The following is a 16,692-nucleotide window of genomic DNA, read 5'->3' as shown; positions in this document are numbered from 1 at the left end:
GCCTGCCGAACTTTTTCATAGCCCGAGCCACCTCTTCCAGCCGGCCTTTTTCATGGAGCCGACGCCAGTGATCTCCCGCACGATCGGGGCGAGGTGACGCCGGAGCCTGGATACGTGCTTCAGCGCCGGAATGCCGAGATTGACCGCCTGGGTCATTCCCTTGCCGAGGTCAGGGATCACCATGTCCGGCTCAGCGCCAAGGGCCTTGACGATGGTCCCCCTGGGCAGGCCGCCGGCGCGGTCGGCACGATTGAGCAGGGTAAACACGCGGTCCTTGCCCGCGATGTTGGTGACGGCGTTGCGCAGCGCGTGCGCGTTGCGTAGGCCGGTCACCTCGGCCTCCAGCAGCACCAGCACGTGACGTGACATCTGAATCACTGGATAGATCGATGCCGGAAACGGCACCGGCACGTCGACGACGACGTAGTTGAACCGCTGCCGGAGCAGACCCAGCACGTGGCGGACGCCAGCCTCGGTGATATCGAGCTTGGCATCAAGTTCCTCGTCGCCGGAAATCAGGACAACCCGGTCGTTCACGTCGATTGCCGCCCGCTCAAGGAACAGCGTGTCGGCCCGCATCGGATTCTCGAGGGCAATGCGCAGGCCCGGACCGGGGCGAACACCAAGCATCACCGCGGTCTCGCCGCCCTGCAGATGCAGGTCGAGCAACGCGACCTTGGCCTTGGTGGTCTCGGCCAGTTGCAGCGCGAGGTTGATCGCGACGCTTGTCGCTCCAGCACCGCCCTGTGCACCGCAGATCGAGACCACATGCCCGCCGCGATCATTCTGCGCCGGCGCGACTTCGCCAAGCAGCTTCGGCCGGAGTTGGTCCAGCACCATATCGCGCGTGAGCGGCCTCGGAAGGTACTCGGTAAGGCCGATCTCCATCAGTTCGCGGTAGAAGGTGATCTCCCTGTTCTCGCCGATCAGGCACACCTTGACGTCGGGCGGGCAGACGCTGGCCAGACGTTCCAGCTCGGTAAATGGATCGTCGATCCCGCTGATGTCAGTCACCAGCGCCGACAGATCGGTGTCGGTCTCCAGCATTCGTGTCGCGTGACGGATGTTGCCCCGCCGGATGACCAGATTGCTGCCGTCGAGGCCCTTGCGCAGCGCCGCAGCGCTCAACTCGTCGTTCACGAAGCAGACGATACGGTTACGCGTGAGAACGGACGTCGTCTCTACGGGTGGTTCCACCATTGCCATGTTCACACTCATCAGCGCTTCTCCGGAACCTTGCCCGCATCGCTCACGGCCGTGGCCGTCTCGCGCGCAGCCTCCGTCGTGCCGTCGCAGGCAGCGAAAGCGTCGTCGTCCTGATCCCGCTTCCTGACCGAGTATTGCTTGAGCTCGCGGCCGTTATAGATCGCCACCGTCGTGCTCTGGCCGGCAACCGCACTCTGGCGTGCCAGTTCCGGCGACACATCGCAGCTGGATGTCGCGCCAGTGTCGGCGGCCTTTTCCCACTGCTCGGCCGCAGATCGGACGACGAGCGAGAGCGTGCCAAGCTGCTTTGCGACGGAGACCTTCTTGACCTGCTCCGGCTTAAGCTCCAACGACACGGTTTGCGCCGTCTTGCCTGCGACAGCATTGCTGATGGAGCGCCCGCCTTGCGCGATCTCCTGGTCGATCGCGATCACGCGCACGTTGGACAGAACGGTTTCGCTCACAGCCCGCCGCACCGGATCCGCCTTCTCGAACACCTGGGTCAGGACCACGTCGACATTGTCGCCCGGCCTGATCAGCCCCGAGACGCCGGTTTCCTCGTCGACCTTGATGCTTATCGCGCGGCTGTCCGGCGCCAGAACGCTGGCGAGGAAGCCACGATCCTTCGGACGCAGGATGTCTTCCAGGGTAATGGCGCTGCCGGCTTCGACGAACTTGCGAACCAGAGAACCGGGAAGTCCGGCCTTGGAGTCAGGCGTTTCGAGGATCGCCCCAGCGGGGACGCGGTTTGGCGCCGCCTGGCGCACCGCGAAATCCTCGTCGCGCGCCAGCGTCCCTTTCGAAAGCGCACGGGTCGTAACAAAGTAACCGACGGTCGCCGGCGCGGGCGGCGCCTTATCCGCGACCACCTGCGCCACGACCGCGTCTTTCGGCTGGTTCAGGTTGAAGGCAATGAGCCCGAGCGCCGTAGCCGCAAGCAACAGCACCATAATGATTGAGACGCGCAAAGCGGACGACATGTCAAAATCCTTTGCTCAAAAAAATCCTTTATTCAAAGTCCAGATACCGCCGCATGCGATCGCAACCCCATAGGGCAGCGGCGCATGTCGCAAATGACGCCAGCGCTCGACCGCGTAGACCCTTCGCACCAGCGACGATCCTGCGGGCGCCAGCCTCGGATATGGCAGGCGGCGCATCATCAGATGCACTGCGGCCAGAGCGCCACCGGCCAATGCAGTGACGGTCAACAGCTCAATCACGCCGGTCAGCGGCAGACCGATCGCCAGGGCAACCAGCAATTTGACATCGCCGCCGCCGATCATTCCGCGCTGATAGACCACGAAGAGCACAAGAAACAGGATTGCGGCAACGATCAGCGACTGGCCAACCTGCATCGGGCCGGCCAATTGACCAGCGATCCCAAGGAACGCCAGCGCCAGACAAATTTCGTTTCGGATCAACCGTGTCGCGATATCGATCGTTGCGACATAGAACAACAATGCGATTTCCAGACACGAGGTCGTGGTCGCAATCCAGTTCATAAAATAGATGCCTCAGAAAAAGGGCGGGGGGCATAAAATGATGTCCCCCTCCGAGCGTGCTCTCTGCGGACTTAGGCAGAAACCGCGGTCGTAACTGCAGTCGTGATACTGGCAATCGCGGTGCTCAGCGCTTGCCCGACACCCTTGGTGGTGTCGGTACCGAACGCGGCAGCGACTGCGGCAACGATGCAAGCCGCTACGATCACGTACTCGAACGACACGACGCCGTCCTTGTCCGTGCTCAGGCGAAGCAACGCGTCTCTGGCCTTGACGTAACAATTCATGGAGACAGCCTCCTCTTCCTTGCCGACATCGCAATCCTATTGGCAGCTGTTAGCAGAAAGAATCTGCCAACCGCCGTCAACGTTGGGATTTAGGCCGAAACGGCGGTGGTGAGAGCGGTGCTGATGCTGGCGATCGCGGTGCTCAGCGCCTTGCCGATACCCTTGGTCGTATCGGTACCGAACGCGGCGGCGACGGCGGCAACGATGCAAGCGGCGACGATCACGTACTCGAACGACACAACGCCGTCCTTGTCCGAGGCGAGACGCTTGATGGACTCGGTGGTCTGGACATAAAGCTTGAGCATAGGAAAATCCCTTTTTACGATGAATTTACTATGATGAAATTTACGCAATACGGTTGACGGGGCAAAATCCTGCGCCAACTCAATTTATTTATAATCCGTTGCGAGAAAGCTGTCACTTGGTAATCGTTTCTTAACCCTACTCGCGCAGCCGCCGATGGGCTTTCGCAGCGCATGCTCCGAAGATGACGGAGCGAAATTGCCAGAAATTCCCGGGATTTTTGACTGCCGGCGGTCCGCCGTTTTAGCTGCCCCGTGCGAATACGGTGTCGGCGTCCCAGAGCGCACGGCCGCCCATTTGTAGTTGCCGGGCAGCCAAGGGTATTGGCGAACGGGAATTGGAAGACCTCGAGCAACGGGCTAGTTCCGGGATTCCGAATTGGCTCCACGCATTCGCCTGATGTAGACGACGGCCGTCTCGTCAGAATAGGTCCGCTCCCACTCCGGCATTCTTTCGAGCAGCGCTACGGCCGGAGTCAATGGGAACATCAGCGCTGCGTCGATCTTGTACTCATCGAGCAATTTGACAAAATCCGCGAGATCTTCGAGCGATACGGCCCGCACATAGCGGCTGAGAAAGACCGGCCCATACAATTCGGCCCGTGAATCGATGAACGTCGGAATGCCCTCGGACATCAGATACGGACCGAAGTAGTAGTCGTTGAATATTCGACTGCACTTCAGCTGCTTGAGCTTGTCCACCGCAGCGCGTGGGGCATCTGGCGGCGCGTGGTCCTTCGTCGCCACTATCACACCTGTTGCGATCACGAGGCCCGCGAGCGCGGCGACAAGCGCTTTCCGTGACGCGGGGACGATTTTCCGGTTCAGCGACTGCGACGACGCCAGTTGCTGCGCCAGGGGACCGGCAATGAAGAATGGCGCAATCAGCGCGCAAACGTCGACATAACGTACGTGGGCGAACGTCTGGTAGACCACGGCCAGCAGCACGGCGACCCTGATCGGAGGTAATTTGAGCCCGCTGTACAGAACATACGCCATGCCGGCGAAGAAGCATGTTGTAACGGGATTGAACCCGTCGAAGCCCAGTGCCGGCCTCCATTCCCCAATGGTTGAAAGGACTGGCCCGAGATTCAAAATGCGCAATGTGACCAGGATCGACTCCGGCCCGTACGGCGTGATGCAGGCGGCGACGAGCGCCAGCGCGCCGAAGCGAAGCCAATGCAACGCGGTGGCCACTCGTGCAGATTTGTCTGCAGTCCAGATCGCCTCCAAGGCGAATGGCGCAATCAACGCCAGGCCCAGCGTGAAGCTTCCGTGGAGGTTGGCCCACAGCGTGACGAGCGGGAGATAGGCAAAAGAAGGTGCGCGTCGCTCCTCGCTCGCCTCAACCAGCGCATTGGCCCACAGCACCATCAGGGGAAGCACCAGGACATGTGGCCGTGCGAGCATGTGGAATGACGTCAAGACCAGTCCGCCACTCACCAGGATCATGACCGGTACGTTCGGCAGCCGTTTCAGCAGCAGGTACGTCAGCAGGAAGAACGCGACGGACGCCGACAATGCGGCAAGCAACGCAGGCCCCGGCCAACCCGCCAGTTTGAACGCCGCGAAATAAAGCACCTCCGATAACCACTCGCTGGTTATCCAGGGTGCACCGCGCATCGTGAAGGAGAAGGGATCGACGTGGGGGACGGCACGATGATCAATGATCCACTGGCCGACCACGATATGCCAGTAAATGTCCGCATCCCTCAGCAGGCTGCTGATTCTGCCGATGAGCGTCAGATAGGCGGTGGCCCCGAATATGAGTGGCAGCCAAGGCCGAAGGTGATCGCTGCGCGCAGGCGCCGCGCTTATCCCGTTCTCTGTGTCCGTCTGAAGCGAGCTATTGCTTGAATGCATGCTTTCCGTCCCGCGCTACCGATCACTGGGGACTGAGACCTACGGACGCAACCCCCACGCCAGGATCGTCCACCTCAATAACACGTCCCCGAATCCCCTCCGAGCCGCCCGCAACTCTCCGGGTTCGATTGTCGCCACGGTGTGACCACCAGCGGCAGCTTGCTCGCGTGCACCCCGCATCTGTCTCACCTGAGCGAGGTCGATGCCGGGCCCCTCAACGGCGTCTGCTCCATGTGGTAGAATGTTTTCCCGTCTCTCGCGCTCGCCAACGATCCACACTTGCCAACTCTCCGCAACTGCGCGCTAGGTACATGATGCGTATCCTTAACCTCAACTCGATTGCTTACCAGGAGAGCGCTCTGCACGGGTTAAGGCGCAGTCTGAGATCACCGCCCCCCGAAAAGTCGCGGCCACCATCGAGTCCCCGTATACGCGAGAGGGTCAGCGGACATTTCGCTATGTTTCTATCCCCCAGCCTCGACATTCTCCGCAAATGTCTCCGCCAGCACGAGATCGCTACCGTCCAATGTATGGCGATTGATCGGGACACCGGGCTGATCAAACCGCAGCCCGACCGATCCACGGCGCTACGCCAGCCCCGTGCTCCGCTGCGAGTTCCGGCGTCCAGAACATGCATCTAAATGGCTATTATCTTGAGGCTTTCGATTGGCTAGAGTAGTGTTTTGTGCATTCCACGAAGTTTTTTCTTGGGAAGAAGTTTTTTCTTGGGAATTTGGATAACCGCTTCGAATAGGCGTCTTTCGCATGCGCCACCCGATCGACACCGCTCCAAAGGATGGAACATTCGTCATTCTTGAGGATGACGTAAGCGGATGCTTCGAATCTGCTCAGTGGTCGGCTGAGGGGCGTGGGTGGGTTAGGCAAAATGGCGAGCCAAGCGAGATCACGCCGACGCATTGGCAAACAATGCATCTTCCAAAGGAAGGTGATGAATTTATTCTGCAAGATGAATTAATTCCGCCAAAGGAAACTGGATCGATCGCCCCCCCGGCGTCGCCAGGGCCCCGCTCCTTTTGTTTCCCCTCGGGCCTGGCCGAACGTGCGAGGGTGACGGAATTAACTCGTCTGGTTACGAACGCGGACCCTGTCAGTGTCGTCCGGTTCGAAGCGCAGGCCGCGCAGGGCAAACCGGAGCGCGAACCGCGGCGGCGCTGGTTTGCCGTCTCCTCGATCGCCACAGTTATATTCGGGGCGTCGCTCATCGGCTGGTATTTCGACGCCGAGTTCGTCGCCCATGTGACGCGATACATTGGCGAGCAGGTTAACGTCAGGACTGGCACAGCTGGCGTGGAGGCCGTCAAGCAAGAGACCCAGGTCCCAAGCCAGGACTCGCAGAAAGCCGATTCATTGGCGCGGGATCCGGCTCTTCATCAGCAAGCCGACCGGGCAATCTCACAGGCACCGCGGGATACTGCGCAGGGCAAGCAAGGTGCGGAGGCAATGCAGCCGGAAGCGCAGCAGTCTTTGGAAAAGGAGCGGCGCCGCGCAGAGGCCCTAGCAAATGAACTAGCGAGGGCGCAGCAGATCATTGAAATGCAGGTAGCGCGGGCGAACAAGGCGCGCGACCAGGCGGCGCAGCGCAATCAGGCCGCCGAGAAGGCGACGGCGGAGCTTCGACAGTCTTTGAAGACGGAGCACGACCGGGCCGAGGCACTGACTGGTGAGCTTGCGAAGGCCCGGCGGGACCTCGACGCCCACCTGGCGCTGTCAAGCAAGGCCGGTGACGAGGCGGTGCAGGTGAAGAAGGCCACCGAGAGCGCGACGGCGGAGCTCCGACAGTCATTGAAGACGGAGCATGACAGGGCTGAGGCGCTGACTGGCGAGCTTGCGAGGGCGCGACGGGACCTCGAGACCCGGCTGGCACTGTCAAGCAAGGCCGGTGACGAAGCGCTGCAGGTGAAGAAGGCCGCTGACAGCGCGACGGCGGAGTTGCGACAGTCTCTGCAGAAGGAGCACGACCGAGCCGAGGCACTGACTGGCGAGCTTGCGAGGGTGCGGCGGGACCTCGAGACACAGGTGGCTCTATCAAGCAAGGCGGGCGACGAGGCTACGCAGGAGAAGAAGGCCGCCGAGAGCGTGACGGCAGAGTTGCGACAGTCTCTGCAGAAAGAGCACGACAGGGCCGAGGCACTGACGAGCGAGCTCGCGAGGGCGCAGCGGGACATCGAGAGGCAGGTGGCGCTGGCGAGCAGGGCGGGTGACGAAGCGGCGCAGCTCAAGCAACTCAAGGAAGCTGCCGAGAGCATGACGGCGGAGCTGCGACAGTCTCTGAAGAAGGAGCGCGACCGGACCGAGGCGCCGGGCCGCGAACCCACGCTGGCTCAAGCCGCGGAGGCGGCTGCGACAGAGCAGCTTACGGTCGCCGAGGCGCAAGGCGGTCCGGAAGCGGCCAGGTTGCTGGCGCGCGCCAACGCCCTACTCGGCCAGGGGGATATTGGTGCAGCGCGGATCGTGCTCGAACACGCTGTCGAGACGGGTAACGCACAGGCGAGCTTCATGCTCGCGGAGACATATGATCCCCTCGTTCTTTCCACATGGAAGACGTACGGAACACGCGGCGATGTGACGAAGGCACGCGAGCTATACTCAAAGGCGCTTGCCGGTGGCATTCAGCAGGCCAGGGATCGATCTGTCGCGTTGCATTAGTCTAGTATGACAGCGACGATGGCGCTCCAGATCCGACCGCTCGGTCTAAGAGAGTAGCCGACTTCGCGCCGTCTCAAAAGCAGTTCGCAGAGTCCCCTCCGAGCCGCCCGCAACTCTCCTGGTTCGATTGTCGCCACTGCGCGACCACCAGCGGCGGCTTGCCGACGCCTGCCGATAGCCTGTTGCGCTCTTCATCCAAGATCTGCGAATGAAGCTTCAGGATCTGCACGTTTCGCTCGCGCAGGGATATTGTCCTTGCCTGAACCTGCCCTGCCAACGCCTCGCGCGGGGCGTTCTCCCGATCGAGGAGCTCGGGAAACGGCAACAGTGGCCGTGCCAGCTCCATCGCCTTGATGACGCAGGACGACCGCTCCACCGCCTGTGCGATCTGATCCGGGAAGCCGCGGCGGCATTCCGCGAGCGCGCCGTTCAGGTTGAGCGCTGCCGGCTCCGCCTCCTCCTCGATGGCCTGGCGCACGGCCCCGCAACAGGCCAGCAGGACACAGCGCGAAACAACGAGTGCGAACCGGATACTGTCCCTTAAGCTGCAGTTGAAATCCACGACTCTTCCCTAGTTCGCCGTCGTTCCTCACAATCAGCGCGCAAACCGTGGTTTAGGACGGTAGGTTCGGAGAATGGCTTTAATCGGGGAAGAGCCAGGTCCGTGTCTGCAGTGCTAAACAGCGATTTTCGAAGTAACCGCGGAGAGCTCGGCGAGCTCAGCTTCAGCCTCCAGTATCCCCTGCGCGACGGCGCTCTCAAACCAATATTGCGCGTCGCGTAGATTCTGTGGTTCGGTCCCCGATAGCAAATATCGTCCGAGCATGAGCTGGGCATGGCCGTGGCCAAGTTCGGCGGCGGCTCGAAACCAGCGTGCGGCTGCAGCCCGGTTGACCGCGATCCCGTGGCCTCCGCCGTGGATGGCGCCGAGCGCGAACATCGCACCGCTATGTCCTTTGGCGGCGGCCTGTTCGCAAAGCTTGATCGCTTTCGCGATATCGGCCGGACCGCCGCGGCCGTTGACGAGCATTTCGGCCAGCGCCGCCTGACTGTCCGCATTGCCGGCCTCGGCGGCAAGCGCGAACCATTCGCGCGCGGCTTTCAGGTCTGCCTGGATGCCACGGCCTTCGCTCAGTAGCCGACCAAGCATGTATTGGGCTTCCGGCAGGCCCTCCGCCGCGCGTCGCAGCCAGATCGCTGCCTGCTGATCGTCCCGCTCGGCGTCTGCGCCATGCAGCAAGCAGACTCCAAGATTGAAGGCCGCGACGAGGTCGCCGCCCGCGGCGGACTTCCTGAACCAATCGTTCACCGGCGGCCGCCCTCCGGGCAGATCAACGCCCGCAAGCAGCTGTTGGGCCAGGTCGACCTGAGCGCTGGCATCTCCAGCCTCGGCCGCCATGCGTAACCATCTTGCGGCTTCTTCAGCATCCGTGGGCACGCCCGCACCGGTCATGTAAAACGAGCTCAAGGAACGCGCCGCGGTTGCGCTGCCGGCCTCCGCGGCGCGCCGGTACCAACTCGCGGCTTCCGCATAGTTCGGCGGCATTGCGCCGCCCTTGGTATAAAGATCCCCAATCATCTCGGCTGCGCGCGGATCTCCGGCGAGTGCGGCGCGTCTCAACCATGATTCTCCAAGCACCGGATCGGGAGGGACGGTCTTGCCTTCGATCAAGGCCGCTCCCCATTTCAGCTGTGCTCCGCGGTGGCCGAGTTCTGCCGCCTTTCGATAGTGATCGGCGGCACGGCCTGCATCTTGCTCGACGCCGGCCCCCTCTTCGGCGAGAACACCGAACATGTAAACGGCCGACGGAATGTCGGTTGCGGCCGCTGCGCGAATGTGCTCGGCGATCTCCGTCTTGCGTTCCGAGAGCTGAGCATCACCCGCAAGGGCCAGCGCATAGCCGAGATGGCCTTGCGCGCAGCCGCCCGAAGCCGAACGCTTATAGCAGTCTCGTGCCTCGTCCAGATTGCGCAAATGGTGCGGACCATAGGTCAAGACATAGCCGAGCAAGGCCTGTCCTTCCGCCGAGCCGGCTTGTGCCGCCATACGAGCCCATTTGTGCGCAGCTTCGAAATCAGGGGTTGGGCTAACGACGCTCGCTGCAGTCGTGGAAAACAGCCGCGCCGCCCCTTCGTCAGCACTCGTCTCCGGAGCGGACACCAGCCCCTGCACCAGCAGCGCCGCCAGCAGGCATTGGGCCTCGACATTGCTGTGCAACGCGGCCTGCTGCAGCCAGCGCACCGCCTCGCTCTGGCTGTACGGAACGCCTGAACCTTGCAGGTAGAGTCGGCCGATCTGATACGCAGCCTCCGGCACGCCCGCTTGAGCGGCCTGTGCGAGCAATGGCAGAGCTTCGGTGAACTGCTCCTTTTCAAGCAGCCCCAAGCCGCGGCGCAGCGCGGTCGCTGGCGAAGCTTTGCCGATCAGTCGATCAAACAGCATATTTCAACCGCTTCGTCGTTCGTCGCAGGTCCATTCAGGTTCAGGGCTCCCGCATGGCTTCCTGGGTCACCGGCAGCATCAGCCCAAGCAGATATTTCAGGACCGTACGTTGCCCGACCTTGATGTCGGCGGTCACGGGCATGCCAGGCACCAGCTTAAAACCGGCCGGCACATCGTGCAAAGCCATCCGGTCGAGGCTGATCCGGCCGCGATAGAAGGGCTCCGTCGTCGCGGCTGCTGGTATGGCGCTCGTCGGATTGCGCGCCTCGGCTTGTGCATTGAACGCATCGGGGCTTACCACGCGGACGACGCCTTCCGCCATGCCGTATTGCGAGTATGGAAAGGTATCGAACTTGACCGCGACCGGATCGTTGACATGGACAAAGCCGTTGTCCCGGCCAGGGATGTTGGCTTCCACTTCAAGCGGGGCGCCGGTGGACACGAGAGTGATGAACTGCTGTCCCGACTGCATCACCGAGCCGACCGATACTTTCGAGACCGCCTGGACGATTGCGTCCACATTGCTGCGCAACTCGACCAGCCTCCGCCGCAGCTTCGCTTTAGCGACAAGCTCGCGAGTGTTAGCTGCCTTGACCGAGCTCTCCTGCAGCTTCTGCGACGTTTCGGCCTTCCATCCGCGAATGAAACCGTCCCGTTCAAAGGCGAGTGCCGATTGGTCCTGCTTGGCGCCCTCACCGGTTGCGACGGCATTAGCGAGCGCGCGCTCCATTTCGACGCGAGTATCCTTGGCGATCAGCGAGTTCAGCCGGCTGCCGGTTTGGGTCGCTTCCAGCTTCTTGCGCATGTCCTCAATACTCTGGGCGACATCAAGACGCTCGCGATAGCCGGCCGCGTCCGAGTTCGACCGCCCGATGACGGAATCCAGCTCCCTAAGCTTCTGATCATAGTTCTGCAGCTTCAGATCGAACTGCGCATGGCGATGCTCGAAGATTGAGGCCTGCAACATCCAATGTGGGTCGTCGCCGTCAAATTTGAAAGCCTGCCCTCCGGCTTCGGCTCGCAGCCGTGCGACCTCCGCGTCGAGGCTACTTGCCTGATCTTCGAGCGCGACGAGATCGGCTTCCGCAAAGGTCGGGTCGAGCCGGGCAAGCACCTCGCCGGCATGCACCCGCTGCCCCTCCCGCACGTCGATCGACCGCACGATTGAGGTCTCGAGCGGTTGCACCAGAATTGTGGGTGCCTCAGAGACGACGATTCCTCGCGCGGAAACCACCTGATCAACCGGCAATACGCCAGCAATCACGATCAGGGCAAACACCATGCTGGCCACCAGCCAGACCATATGCTGAGCCGAACGCGGGATCGGTGTGTTGACAATAGCCGTCGAGGGTTGCTGGAACTCCAGGATGATCGGCAAGGTCGGATCGTTTTTCCTCGAGCCAAACAGGATCGGCAGTGACGGCGTTTGCGCCTCGCTCATTGCTCCGGTCCCCCCGTGACCAATCGAGGTGCCGCGCTTGGCTTTGGCGCCGTGATGTGACGATTCTGCTGATTCCAGAGCTGGCGATAGATTGCACAACGCTCCACCAGGACGTCGTGCCTGCCGCAATCAACGATATGGCCCTGCTCCAGCACCAGGATCTGATCGCAAGCGACCAGAGAAGACAGCCGATGCGAAACGATGATCATGGTGCGGCCGCTTGCGATCCGCTCGAGGTTGCTGGTCACCACGGCTTCGCTTTCCGGATCGAGAGCACTGGTTGCTTCATCCAGGATGAGAATGCGCGGGTCGGTGATCAGTGCCCGTGCAATGGCAAGACGTTGACGCTGTCCGCCTGAAAGGTTGGGTGAACCTTCCTCGATATAGGTATCGAAGCCGTTCGGCATACGCTCGATGAACTCCTCCGCGCCGGCGAGCCGCGCGGCGTACACAGCGTCCGACAGCGTCAGGCCGGGGCGACCCGCGATGATGTTGTCGCGGATAGAGCCGCGAAACAGAAAATTCTCCTGCAGTACGACGCCCAGGCTTTGGCGCAAATGGCGCAGATCCACATCACGCAAATCAACGCCGTCGATCTTCACGAAGCCCTTGTAGTCGCGATTGATTCCTTGCAACAGACGGGTAATCGTCGACTTGCCGGAGCCGCTGCGTCCAACAATTCCGAGCGTCGTTCCGGCCGGCATCGAGAAAGCGACGCGGTCCAGCGCCGGCACTGTGGTGTCGATGTAAGTGAACGTAACGTCCTGAAATGAAATTTCGCCTGCGAATTTTGGCCTCAGCCCGGCTGATCGCGCATTGCTCTCGGCCGGCCGGTTGAGCACCGAAGCCGCCTCGCCAATTGCCGCACCGATCTCCTCGTATTCCTCAATCAACCGCGCCAACCCAACTAGCGGCTGCGCGGCTCGTCCGGAGAGCATAAGGAAAGCAAACAGACCTCCGACCATGTAGCCGGACGGATCGTTCATGGCGATGTAGGCGCCCAGCATCACGGTGCCGATAACCATGATGCGCTCGATCGGTGTGACGAGCGTCTGAGGCCAGTTGGAAAGCTTGCTGAACGCAAGCTGCCACTTGCCGGCTTCGGCAATCCGCTCGTCCCACAACGACCGACGCTGCGGTTCGAGCGCCAGGGCCTTGACGGTCTTGATGCCCACGATGGTCTCGCCCAGGGTGGCCGACTTCCAGGTTTCGGCCGTGGTCACCCGGGAATACATCTCACGCATCGGCTTGAGGTAAGCGAGAATGATCAGCAGGATCACGACGGCGCAGCCGAGCACGATGCTGGCTAGAATAGGGCTCAGATAAAACAGGAACGGCAGCAGGACGCAGAGCGTTATCAAATCGAGGAACGTGGTCAGCAGACGTCCGGTGAGAAACTGCCGCACCTTGTAAACCTGGGCGATGCGAAACATGGTTTCGCCTGCCGGATGCCGTTCAAAATAATCGAGCGGCAAGCGCAACAGTCGATTGAAGACGTGCAGATTGAGCCTCGCATCGAGCCGCGCGCCGACCACCGCAATGATCAGGCGGCGGGCATGACCCAGGATCGCCTCGTACACCACGACCACTGCCATCACTGCGGACAGCAGGATCAACGTGGAGGTGCTGTGAAATTGCAGCACCTTGTTCACCATCGTCATCACCAGCAGTGGCGGAAAAATGGTGAGGAAGCTGATGGTGACGGAAGCTATCCCGATGTCGCGCAGCGATCGGTGTTCCTGCAGCACAAGGTCTGAGAGCCATCGCAAGCTGAACGGCGTGTCGGCGGCGGTTCGTCCGCGATTGGCGCGCACCAGGATCGCCTCGCCATCCCAGACTTGCGCAAGGCGCAGCTCGTCGACCGCGACGGGCTGCGCCTCCGGCGGGGCGCTCGGCTCTCGCATCAGGATGACGTGTTGCTCGGCAATGGCGCCGACCATCAGCCCTGCACTGCCATCCTTGAACAACAGGACCACCGGTTCGGCACTGCTCATCCGCAACAAATTGCGCCAGCCGGTACGAATGGCACGTGACCATAGTCCCGCGTTTTGCGCCCACTCCGACATCGCCGCGGCCGATGGCAGCGATTGCGATGCGTCACCTTTGAATTCGTTGACATCGAGATCGACGCCGTGGTGGCGCGCCACCTGGATCAGTGCCTGCAAGCGGATCTGGCTCAGCGGGTTTGCAACGCCGTCGATGCGCCCATCCGGCGTGGCGGGCATGATCTTCAGAACCGTTGGGGCCGCCCTGCCGACGCCATGCTCGGGTGCAGCTTGGTTCGCAGTAGCATCGGTCGCGGCGGAGCGAGAGGCACGTCGAACCAACCGGAGCCTTACATCCGAGACCGCCGCGACCATCCGGCGCTTGGCGAACTCGGCCGCGCCACGCAGCTGAGAAGCGGCACGCTTCCAGGCACTGTCAAGCGTCCCGCCAAGTTCCCCGCTAACATTGCGCGGTGTGAAAGACCGCTCAGGCGGAGGGCGCGAAGGGGTTTGGTCCCCCTGGTTCGAACCATGCCCAACACCACTTGATGGCGGCACCTCCACAATGCGAGATTCCGTGAAAGCGATCGTCGCGATGTTGAGCTGCTGAGCTTCTCGCCGCTTGAATGACGACGCCACGGCGCGCGCTTGGGTCTCGACCTGGTTGACCGCTTCGTCGAACGTGCGCGCCTCGGCTTCGGTCTCTGCCTGCGTGAGATCTTCACGCTCCCTTAGACGGTTGGCGAGCAACGACCGGCCACGATCATAGAGGTGATGTCGCCCCGCTGCATCGCCAGGGCTCAAGCCGGCAATCGCCTTTTGCAGCGGGCGAACATATTTGTTTTCGCCTGCCTGGTCGCTACCTGGCCCGGCCAAAATAAATCTCCAATAGCAATACGCGATAGTGTTTCACTATGCCTCGGTAAAATCAACGTTTTTGAGCCGGACGGCCCCCGGAAGCCTGATGCATGGTTTACGTCACGCGCTCGGATATCGCTGCCTTCAGGCGAGCCCGAACAATTGTTCCACACGAGACGGCAACTCGCCGCTTGTGCCGATTTCCGTGCAGCTTCGTTTCCACCGATCGACGTAGTCATCAATCGGAAGCGAGGTTCGTTCCGGCCAGCGATTGAGCGCGCCGAGATCCTCGATACACGCACGTCCGCTTTCATAGATGGCCAGGATGCCGAGGATGGCTGGCCCGCGCGGAACGGCCTGCCCCGCTGCCAGTGGCTCCCGGTTGCTATGAAACCACGAGGCAGCGTCGTCCGGTGAACCTGCGGCGCCATCGGACTTGCTCGCCTGCAGCAGATCTGCACGGTATTGCCGGATCGCACCGGCAAACGCTTGATCGCCGGCAAACGGCGGCGATTGCTTCCAGCTATCCGCAAGCAGCCCGAGCCCACGAATTGAGAAAGTCTCGACCAGGGCTTCTTCAAACCATTGCGTCGGCGGCTGTGGTTTTGACGAAAGCTGCCAACTGTTGGCGAGCACATGCCCGAGCTCGTGCCCGAACTGATAGGCAAGCTTGCACCAATCGGCCGCGCCGACATTCAAGATGATAGAGGCCGTTTCCGGCTGATCACGATGCAGCCAGACGGCGGGCGGGCCTTGATGATGGTTTTCGATCAGCAGTTTTGCGGGCTGACGATCGGACAATAAGCGAAGCTTGTAAAGATCGACCGCCCTGACCCGCGTCAATACGCGCAGTGTCGCCTCGCCGGAGTTCCAATCGCCTTGCAACTGGATCGGCGCGGTCAACAGATTGCTCGTGCTTGCCCGCGCGGACATGGCGCTCCTGCTTGTAAAAACGGCGACGGCCGTCAGCTTCAGGAAGCGACGCCGGCTAATTGCGCTCGTGCCTGACATCATCTGGCTGATGAAGAACGGGCGCCTTGGCACTGGCTTTGGCGCCCGTTCCCTTACTCCTCTCAACCGCTAAGTGTCGTGCTTCGACACATGGTTGATCCAGCTCGGCCGATCGTCCGCGTGGCCGACACTGCCAGCACTGTTGCTGTGGTGCGGATCGTTCGCCGAGCCTGCGCTCGACTGGTCGATCCTGGCCAGCAGGCTGTCGGCCAAGCTCTTGATGGTGGTGAGATCCGCCATCAGTTGCGTGGCGCCCGCGTGATCGAGGGACTGGACGGCGTTTTCCAGCTTCATCAGCGCGGATTGCGTCGGCAGCAGCATTGCCCTCCAAGGCCCGACGACACTGTGCTGGTCGATCGTTGTCGTCAGCTTGGAGTGGTGGTGGTCGTCTCCGGTTCCGCCGGTTGCACCCGCGGCTCCGGTGCCGCCGGTCGACCCGTTGTGACCGGTTGAGCCCGTGGCTCCGGTCGCACCGGTGTGACCGGTTGCGCCGGTCGCACCCGTGGCTCCGGTTGCACCGGTGTGACCCGTTGCTCCGGTCGAACCCGTCGCTCCCGTACTTCCGGTCGCGCCCGTTCCACCTGACGGCGGATCGAGTGTCCACACCGTGTAGGTGTGACCATCGTAGCTTGCCGTACCGCTGTTGGGATAGAATCCGGCACCAGTCTGGTTGCTGTCGTCGATGGTTACCTTTCCACCGTCGAAGAACAACTGACCGCTGCCATTCCAACTCGGCACGCCGGCACCGACACCTCCGATGCTGTCTCCAGCATTGAAGTGTTCGATGGACGGGTTCTTGCCCGCATTGTTGGAGACCTGCAGGAGATCAACGGAGTTGACGGTTCCCCCCGCCATATCGATCGTCAGGCCACCGTTGTTCGTTCCCTCGATCACGAGCGTCGCGTTGTAGAGGTCGACCGTTCCGGACAGGTTGCTGCCTGTCAGGATCAGCGTCTCGTTCGCGGCGACGATCGTCGCACCGTTGGTTGGACCATTCTCGGTCACAACATGCTCGCCTGAAGACCCGGTCGCGCCCGTCGCTCCAACGGGACCCGTTGCTCCGGTCGAACCGGTGGCACCCTTCGGCCCGGTGGCTCCGGTTGCGCCGGTCGCACCTGTGGCTCCCGTCG

The 16,692-nt window shown here is 61.9% G+C and carries 12 protein-coding genes and 1 pseudogene; 1 reads left to right on the top strand and 12 read right to left on the bottom strand.

Annotated features, from left to right (window positions below; translation table 11 throughout):
• Nucleotides 1-15: 15 nt before the first annotated feature.
• The 6 genes from H8B02_RS02630 to H8B02_RS02605 all read right to left on the bottom strand — a co-directional run bounded on the left by H8B02_RS02630 (nt 16) and on the right by H8B02_RS02605 (nt 5,157).
• Nucleotides 16-1,218 carry a CpaE/TadZ family protein gene (locus H8B02_RS02630; protein ID WP_229164724.1) on the bottom strand — a complete coding sequence of 401 codons (1,203 nt, stop codon included), beginning with the start codon at nt 1,216-1,218 and terminating at the stop codon, nt 16-18.
• On the bottom strand, nt 1,218-2,186 hold the full coding sequence (gene cpaB, locus H8B02_RS02625) for a Flp pilus assembly protein CpaB (RefSeq protein ID WP_229164723.1): 969 nt from the start codon (nt 2,184-2,186) through the stop codon (nt 1,218-1,220). The genes H8B02_RS02630 and cpaB overlap by 1 nt, the downstream gene beginning before the upstream one ends.
• Before the next feature lie 15 nt (nt 2,187-2,201).
• Nucleotides 2,202-2,708, bottom strand: a complete 507-nt coding sequence (locus H8B02_RS02620) for an A24 family peptidase (protein WP_229164722.1) — start codon at nt 2,706-2,708, stop codon at nt 2,202-2,204.
• Between the two features lie 71 nt (nt 2,709-2,779).
• The gene (locus H8B02_RS02615; protein WP_229164721.1) at nt 2,780-2,992 is read right to left on the bottom strand and encodes a hypothetical protein; all 213 of its coding nucleotides are present in this window, start codon (nt 2,990-2,992) and stop codon (nt 2,780-2,782) included.
• A gap of 89 nt (nt 2,993-3,081) precedes the next feature.
• Nucleotides 3,082-3,297 carry a hypothetical protein gene (locus H8B02_RS02610; RefSeq protein ID WP_229164720.1) on the bottom strand — a complete coding sequence of 72 codons (216 nt, stop codon included), beginning with the start codon at nt 3,295-3,297 and terminating at the stop codon, nt 3,082-3,084.
• A gap of 357 nt (nt 3,298-3,654) precedes the next feature.
• The gene (locus tag H8B02_RS02605; protein ID WP_229164719.1) at nt 3,655-5,157 is read right to left on the bottom strand and encodes a hypothetical protein; all 1,503 of its coding nucleotides are present in this window, start codon (nt 5,155-5,157) and stop codon (nt 3,655-3,657) included.
• 765 nt (nt 5,158-5,922) lie between these two features.
• Here H8B02_RS02605 and H8B02_RS02600 point away from each other — a divergent pair.
• Nucleotides 5,923-7,824 carry a coiled-coil domain-containing protein gene (locus tag H8B02_RS02600; RefSeq protein WP_229164718.1) on the top strand — a complete coding sequence of 634 codons (1,902 nt, stop codon included), beginning with the start codon at nt 5,923-5,925 and terminating at the stop codon, nt 7,822-7,824.
• A gap of 73 nt (nt 7,825-7,897) precedes the next feature.
• On the opposite strand, the gene H8B02_RS02595 is transcribed toward H8B02_RS02600, so the two are convergent.
• The 6 genes and pseudogenes from H8B02_RS02595 to H8B02_RS47905 form a co-directional block, all read right to left on the bottom strand.
• Nucleotides 7,898-8,386 (bottom strand): hypothetical protein, encoded by a 489-nt coding sequence (locus H8B02_RS02595; protein ID WP_229164717.1) that lies wholly within the window; start codon nt 8,384-8,386, stop codon nt 7,898-7,900.
• 114 nt (nt 8,387-8,500) lie between these two features.
• Nucleotides 8,501-10,267 carry a tetratricopeptide repeat protein gene (locus tag H8B02_RS02590; RefSeq protein ID WP_229164715.1) on the bottom strand — a complete coding sequence of 589 codons (1,767 nt, stop codon included), beginning with the start codon at nt 10,265-10,267 and terminating at the stop codon, nt 8,501-8,503.
• Nucleotides 10,268-10,307: 40 nt separating this feature from the next.
• Nucleotides 10,308-11,708, bottom strand: coding sequence for an HlyD family type I secretion periplasmic adaptor subunit (locus H8B02_RS02585; protein ID WP_229164713.1), 1,401 nt, complete (start codon nt 11,706-11,708; stop codon nt 10,308-10,310).
• Entirely contained in the window at nt 11,705-14,569 is a 2,865-nt protein-coding gene (locus H8B02_RS02580) for a peptidase domain-containing ABC transporter (protein WP_229164711.1), read from the bottom strand. Before H8B02_RS02580 ends, H8B02_RS02585 begins: the two co-directional genes overlap by 4 nt.
• Nucleotides 14,570-14,695: 126 nt before the next feature.
• On the bottom strand, nt 14,696-15,454 hold the full coding sequence (locus H8B02_RS02575) for a hypothetical protein (protein WP_229164709.1): 759 nt from the start codon (nt 15,452-15,454) through the stop codon (nt 14,696-14,698).
• A gap of 177 nt (nt 15,455-15,631) precedes the next feature.
• Nucleotides 15,632-16,692, bottom strand: a pseudogene (locus tag H8B02_RS47905) (hypothetical protein); the annotation flags it as partial.

It is taken from the genome of Bradyrhizobium altum, from assembly GCF_020889705.1.
Taxonomy (GTDB): domain Bacteria; phylum Pseudomonadota; class Alphaproteobacteria; order Rhizobiales; family Xanthobacteraceae; genus Bradyrhizobium; species Bradyrhizobium altum.
The sequence above is the reverse complement of the archived record's forward strand: the minus strand, read 5'-3'. Positions and strand labels throughout refer to the sequence as shown.

What these genes read in the sequence shown, in the direction of transcription:
- H8B02_RS02605 (WP_229164719.1), bottom strand. Translation starts at nt 5,157, where the DNA reads ATGCATTCAAGCAATAGCTCGCTTCAGACGGACACAGAGAACGGGATA.
- H8B02_RS02590 (WP_229164715.1), bottom strand. Translation starts at nt 10,267, where the DNA reads ATGCTGTTTGATCGACTGATCGGCAAAGCTTCGCCAGCGACCGCGCTG.
- H8B02_RS02630 (WP_229164724.1), bottom strand. Translation starts at nt 1,218, where the DNA reads ATGAGTGTGAACATGGCAATGGTGGAACCACCCGTAGAGACGACGTCC.
- H8B02_RS02620 (WP_229164722.1), bottom strand. Translation starts at nt 2,708, where the DNA reads ATGAACTGGATTGCGACCACGACCTCGTGTCTGGAAATCGCATTGTTG.
- H8B02_RS02600 (WP_229164718.1), top strand. Translation starts at nt 5,923, where the DNA reads ATGCGCCACCCGATCGACACCGCTCCAAAGGATGGAACATTCGTCATT.
- H8B02_RS02615 (WP_229164721.1), bottom strand. Translation starts at nt 2,992, where the DNA reads ATGAATTGTTACGTCAAGGCCAGAGACGCGTTGCTTCGCCTGAGCACG.
- H8B02_RS02610 (WP_229164720.1), bottom strand. Translation starts at nt 3,297, where the DNA reads ATGCTCAAGCTTTATGTCCAGACCACCGAGTCCATCAAGCGTCTCGCC.
- cpaB (WP_229164723.1), bottom strand. Translation starts at nt 2,186, where the DNA reads ATGTCGTCCGCTTTGCGCGTCTCAATCATTATGGTGCTGTTGCTTGCG.
- H8B02_RS02585 (WP_229164713.1), bottom strand. Translation starts at nt 11,708, where the DNA reads ATGAGCGAGGCGCAAACGCCGTCACTGCCGATCCTGTTTGGCTCGAGG.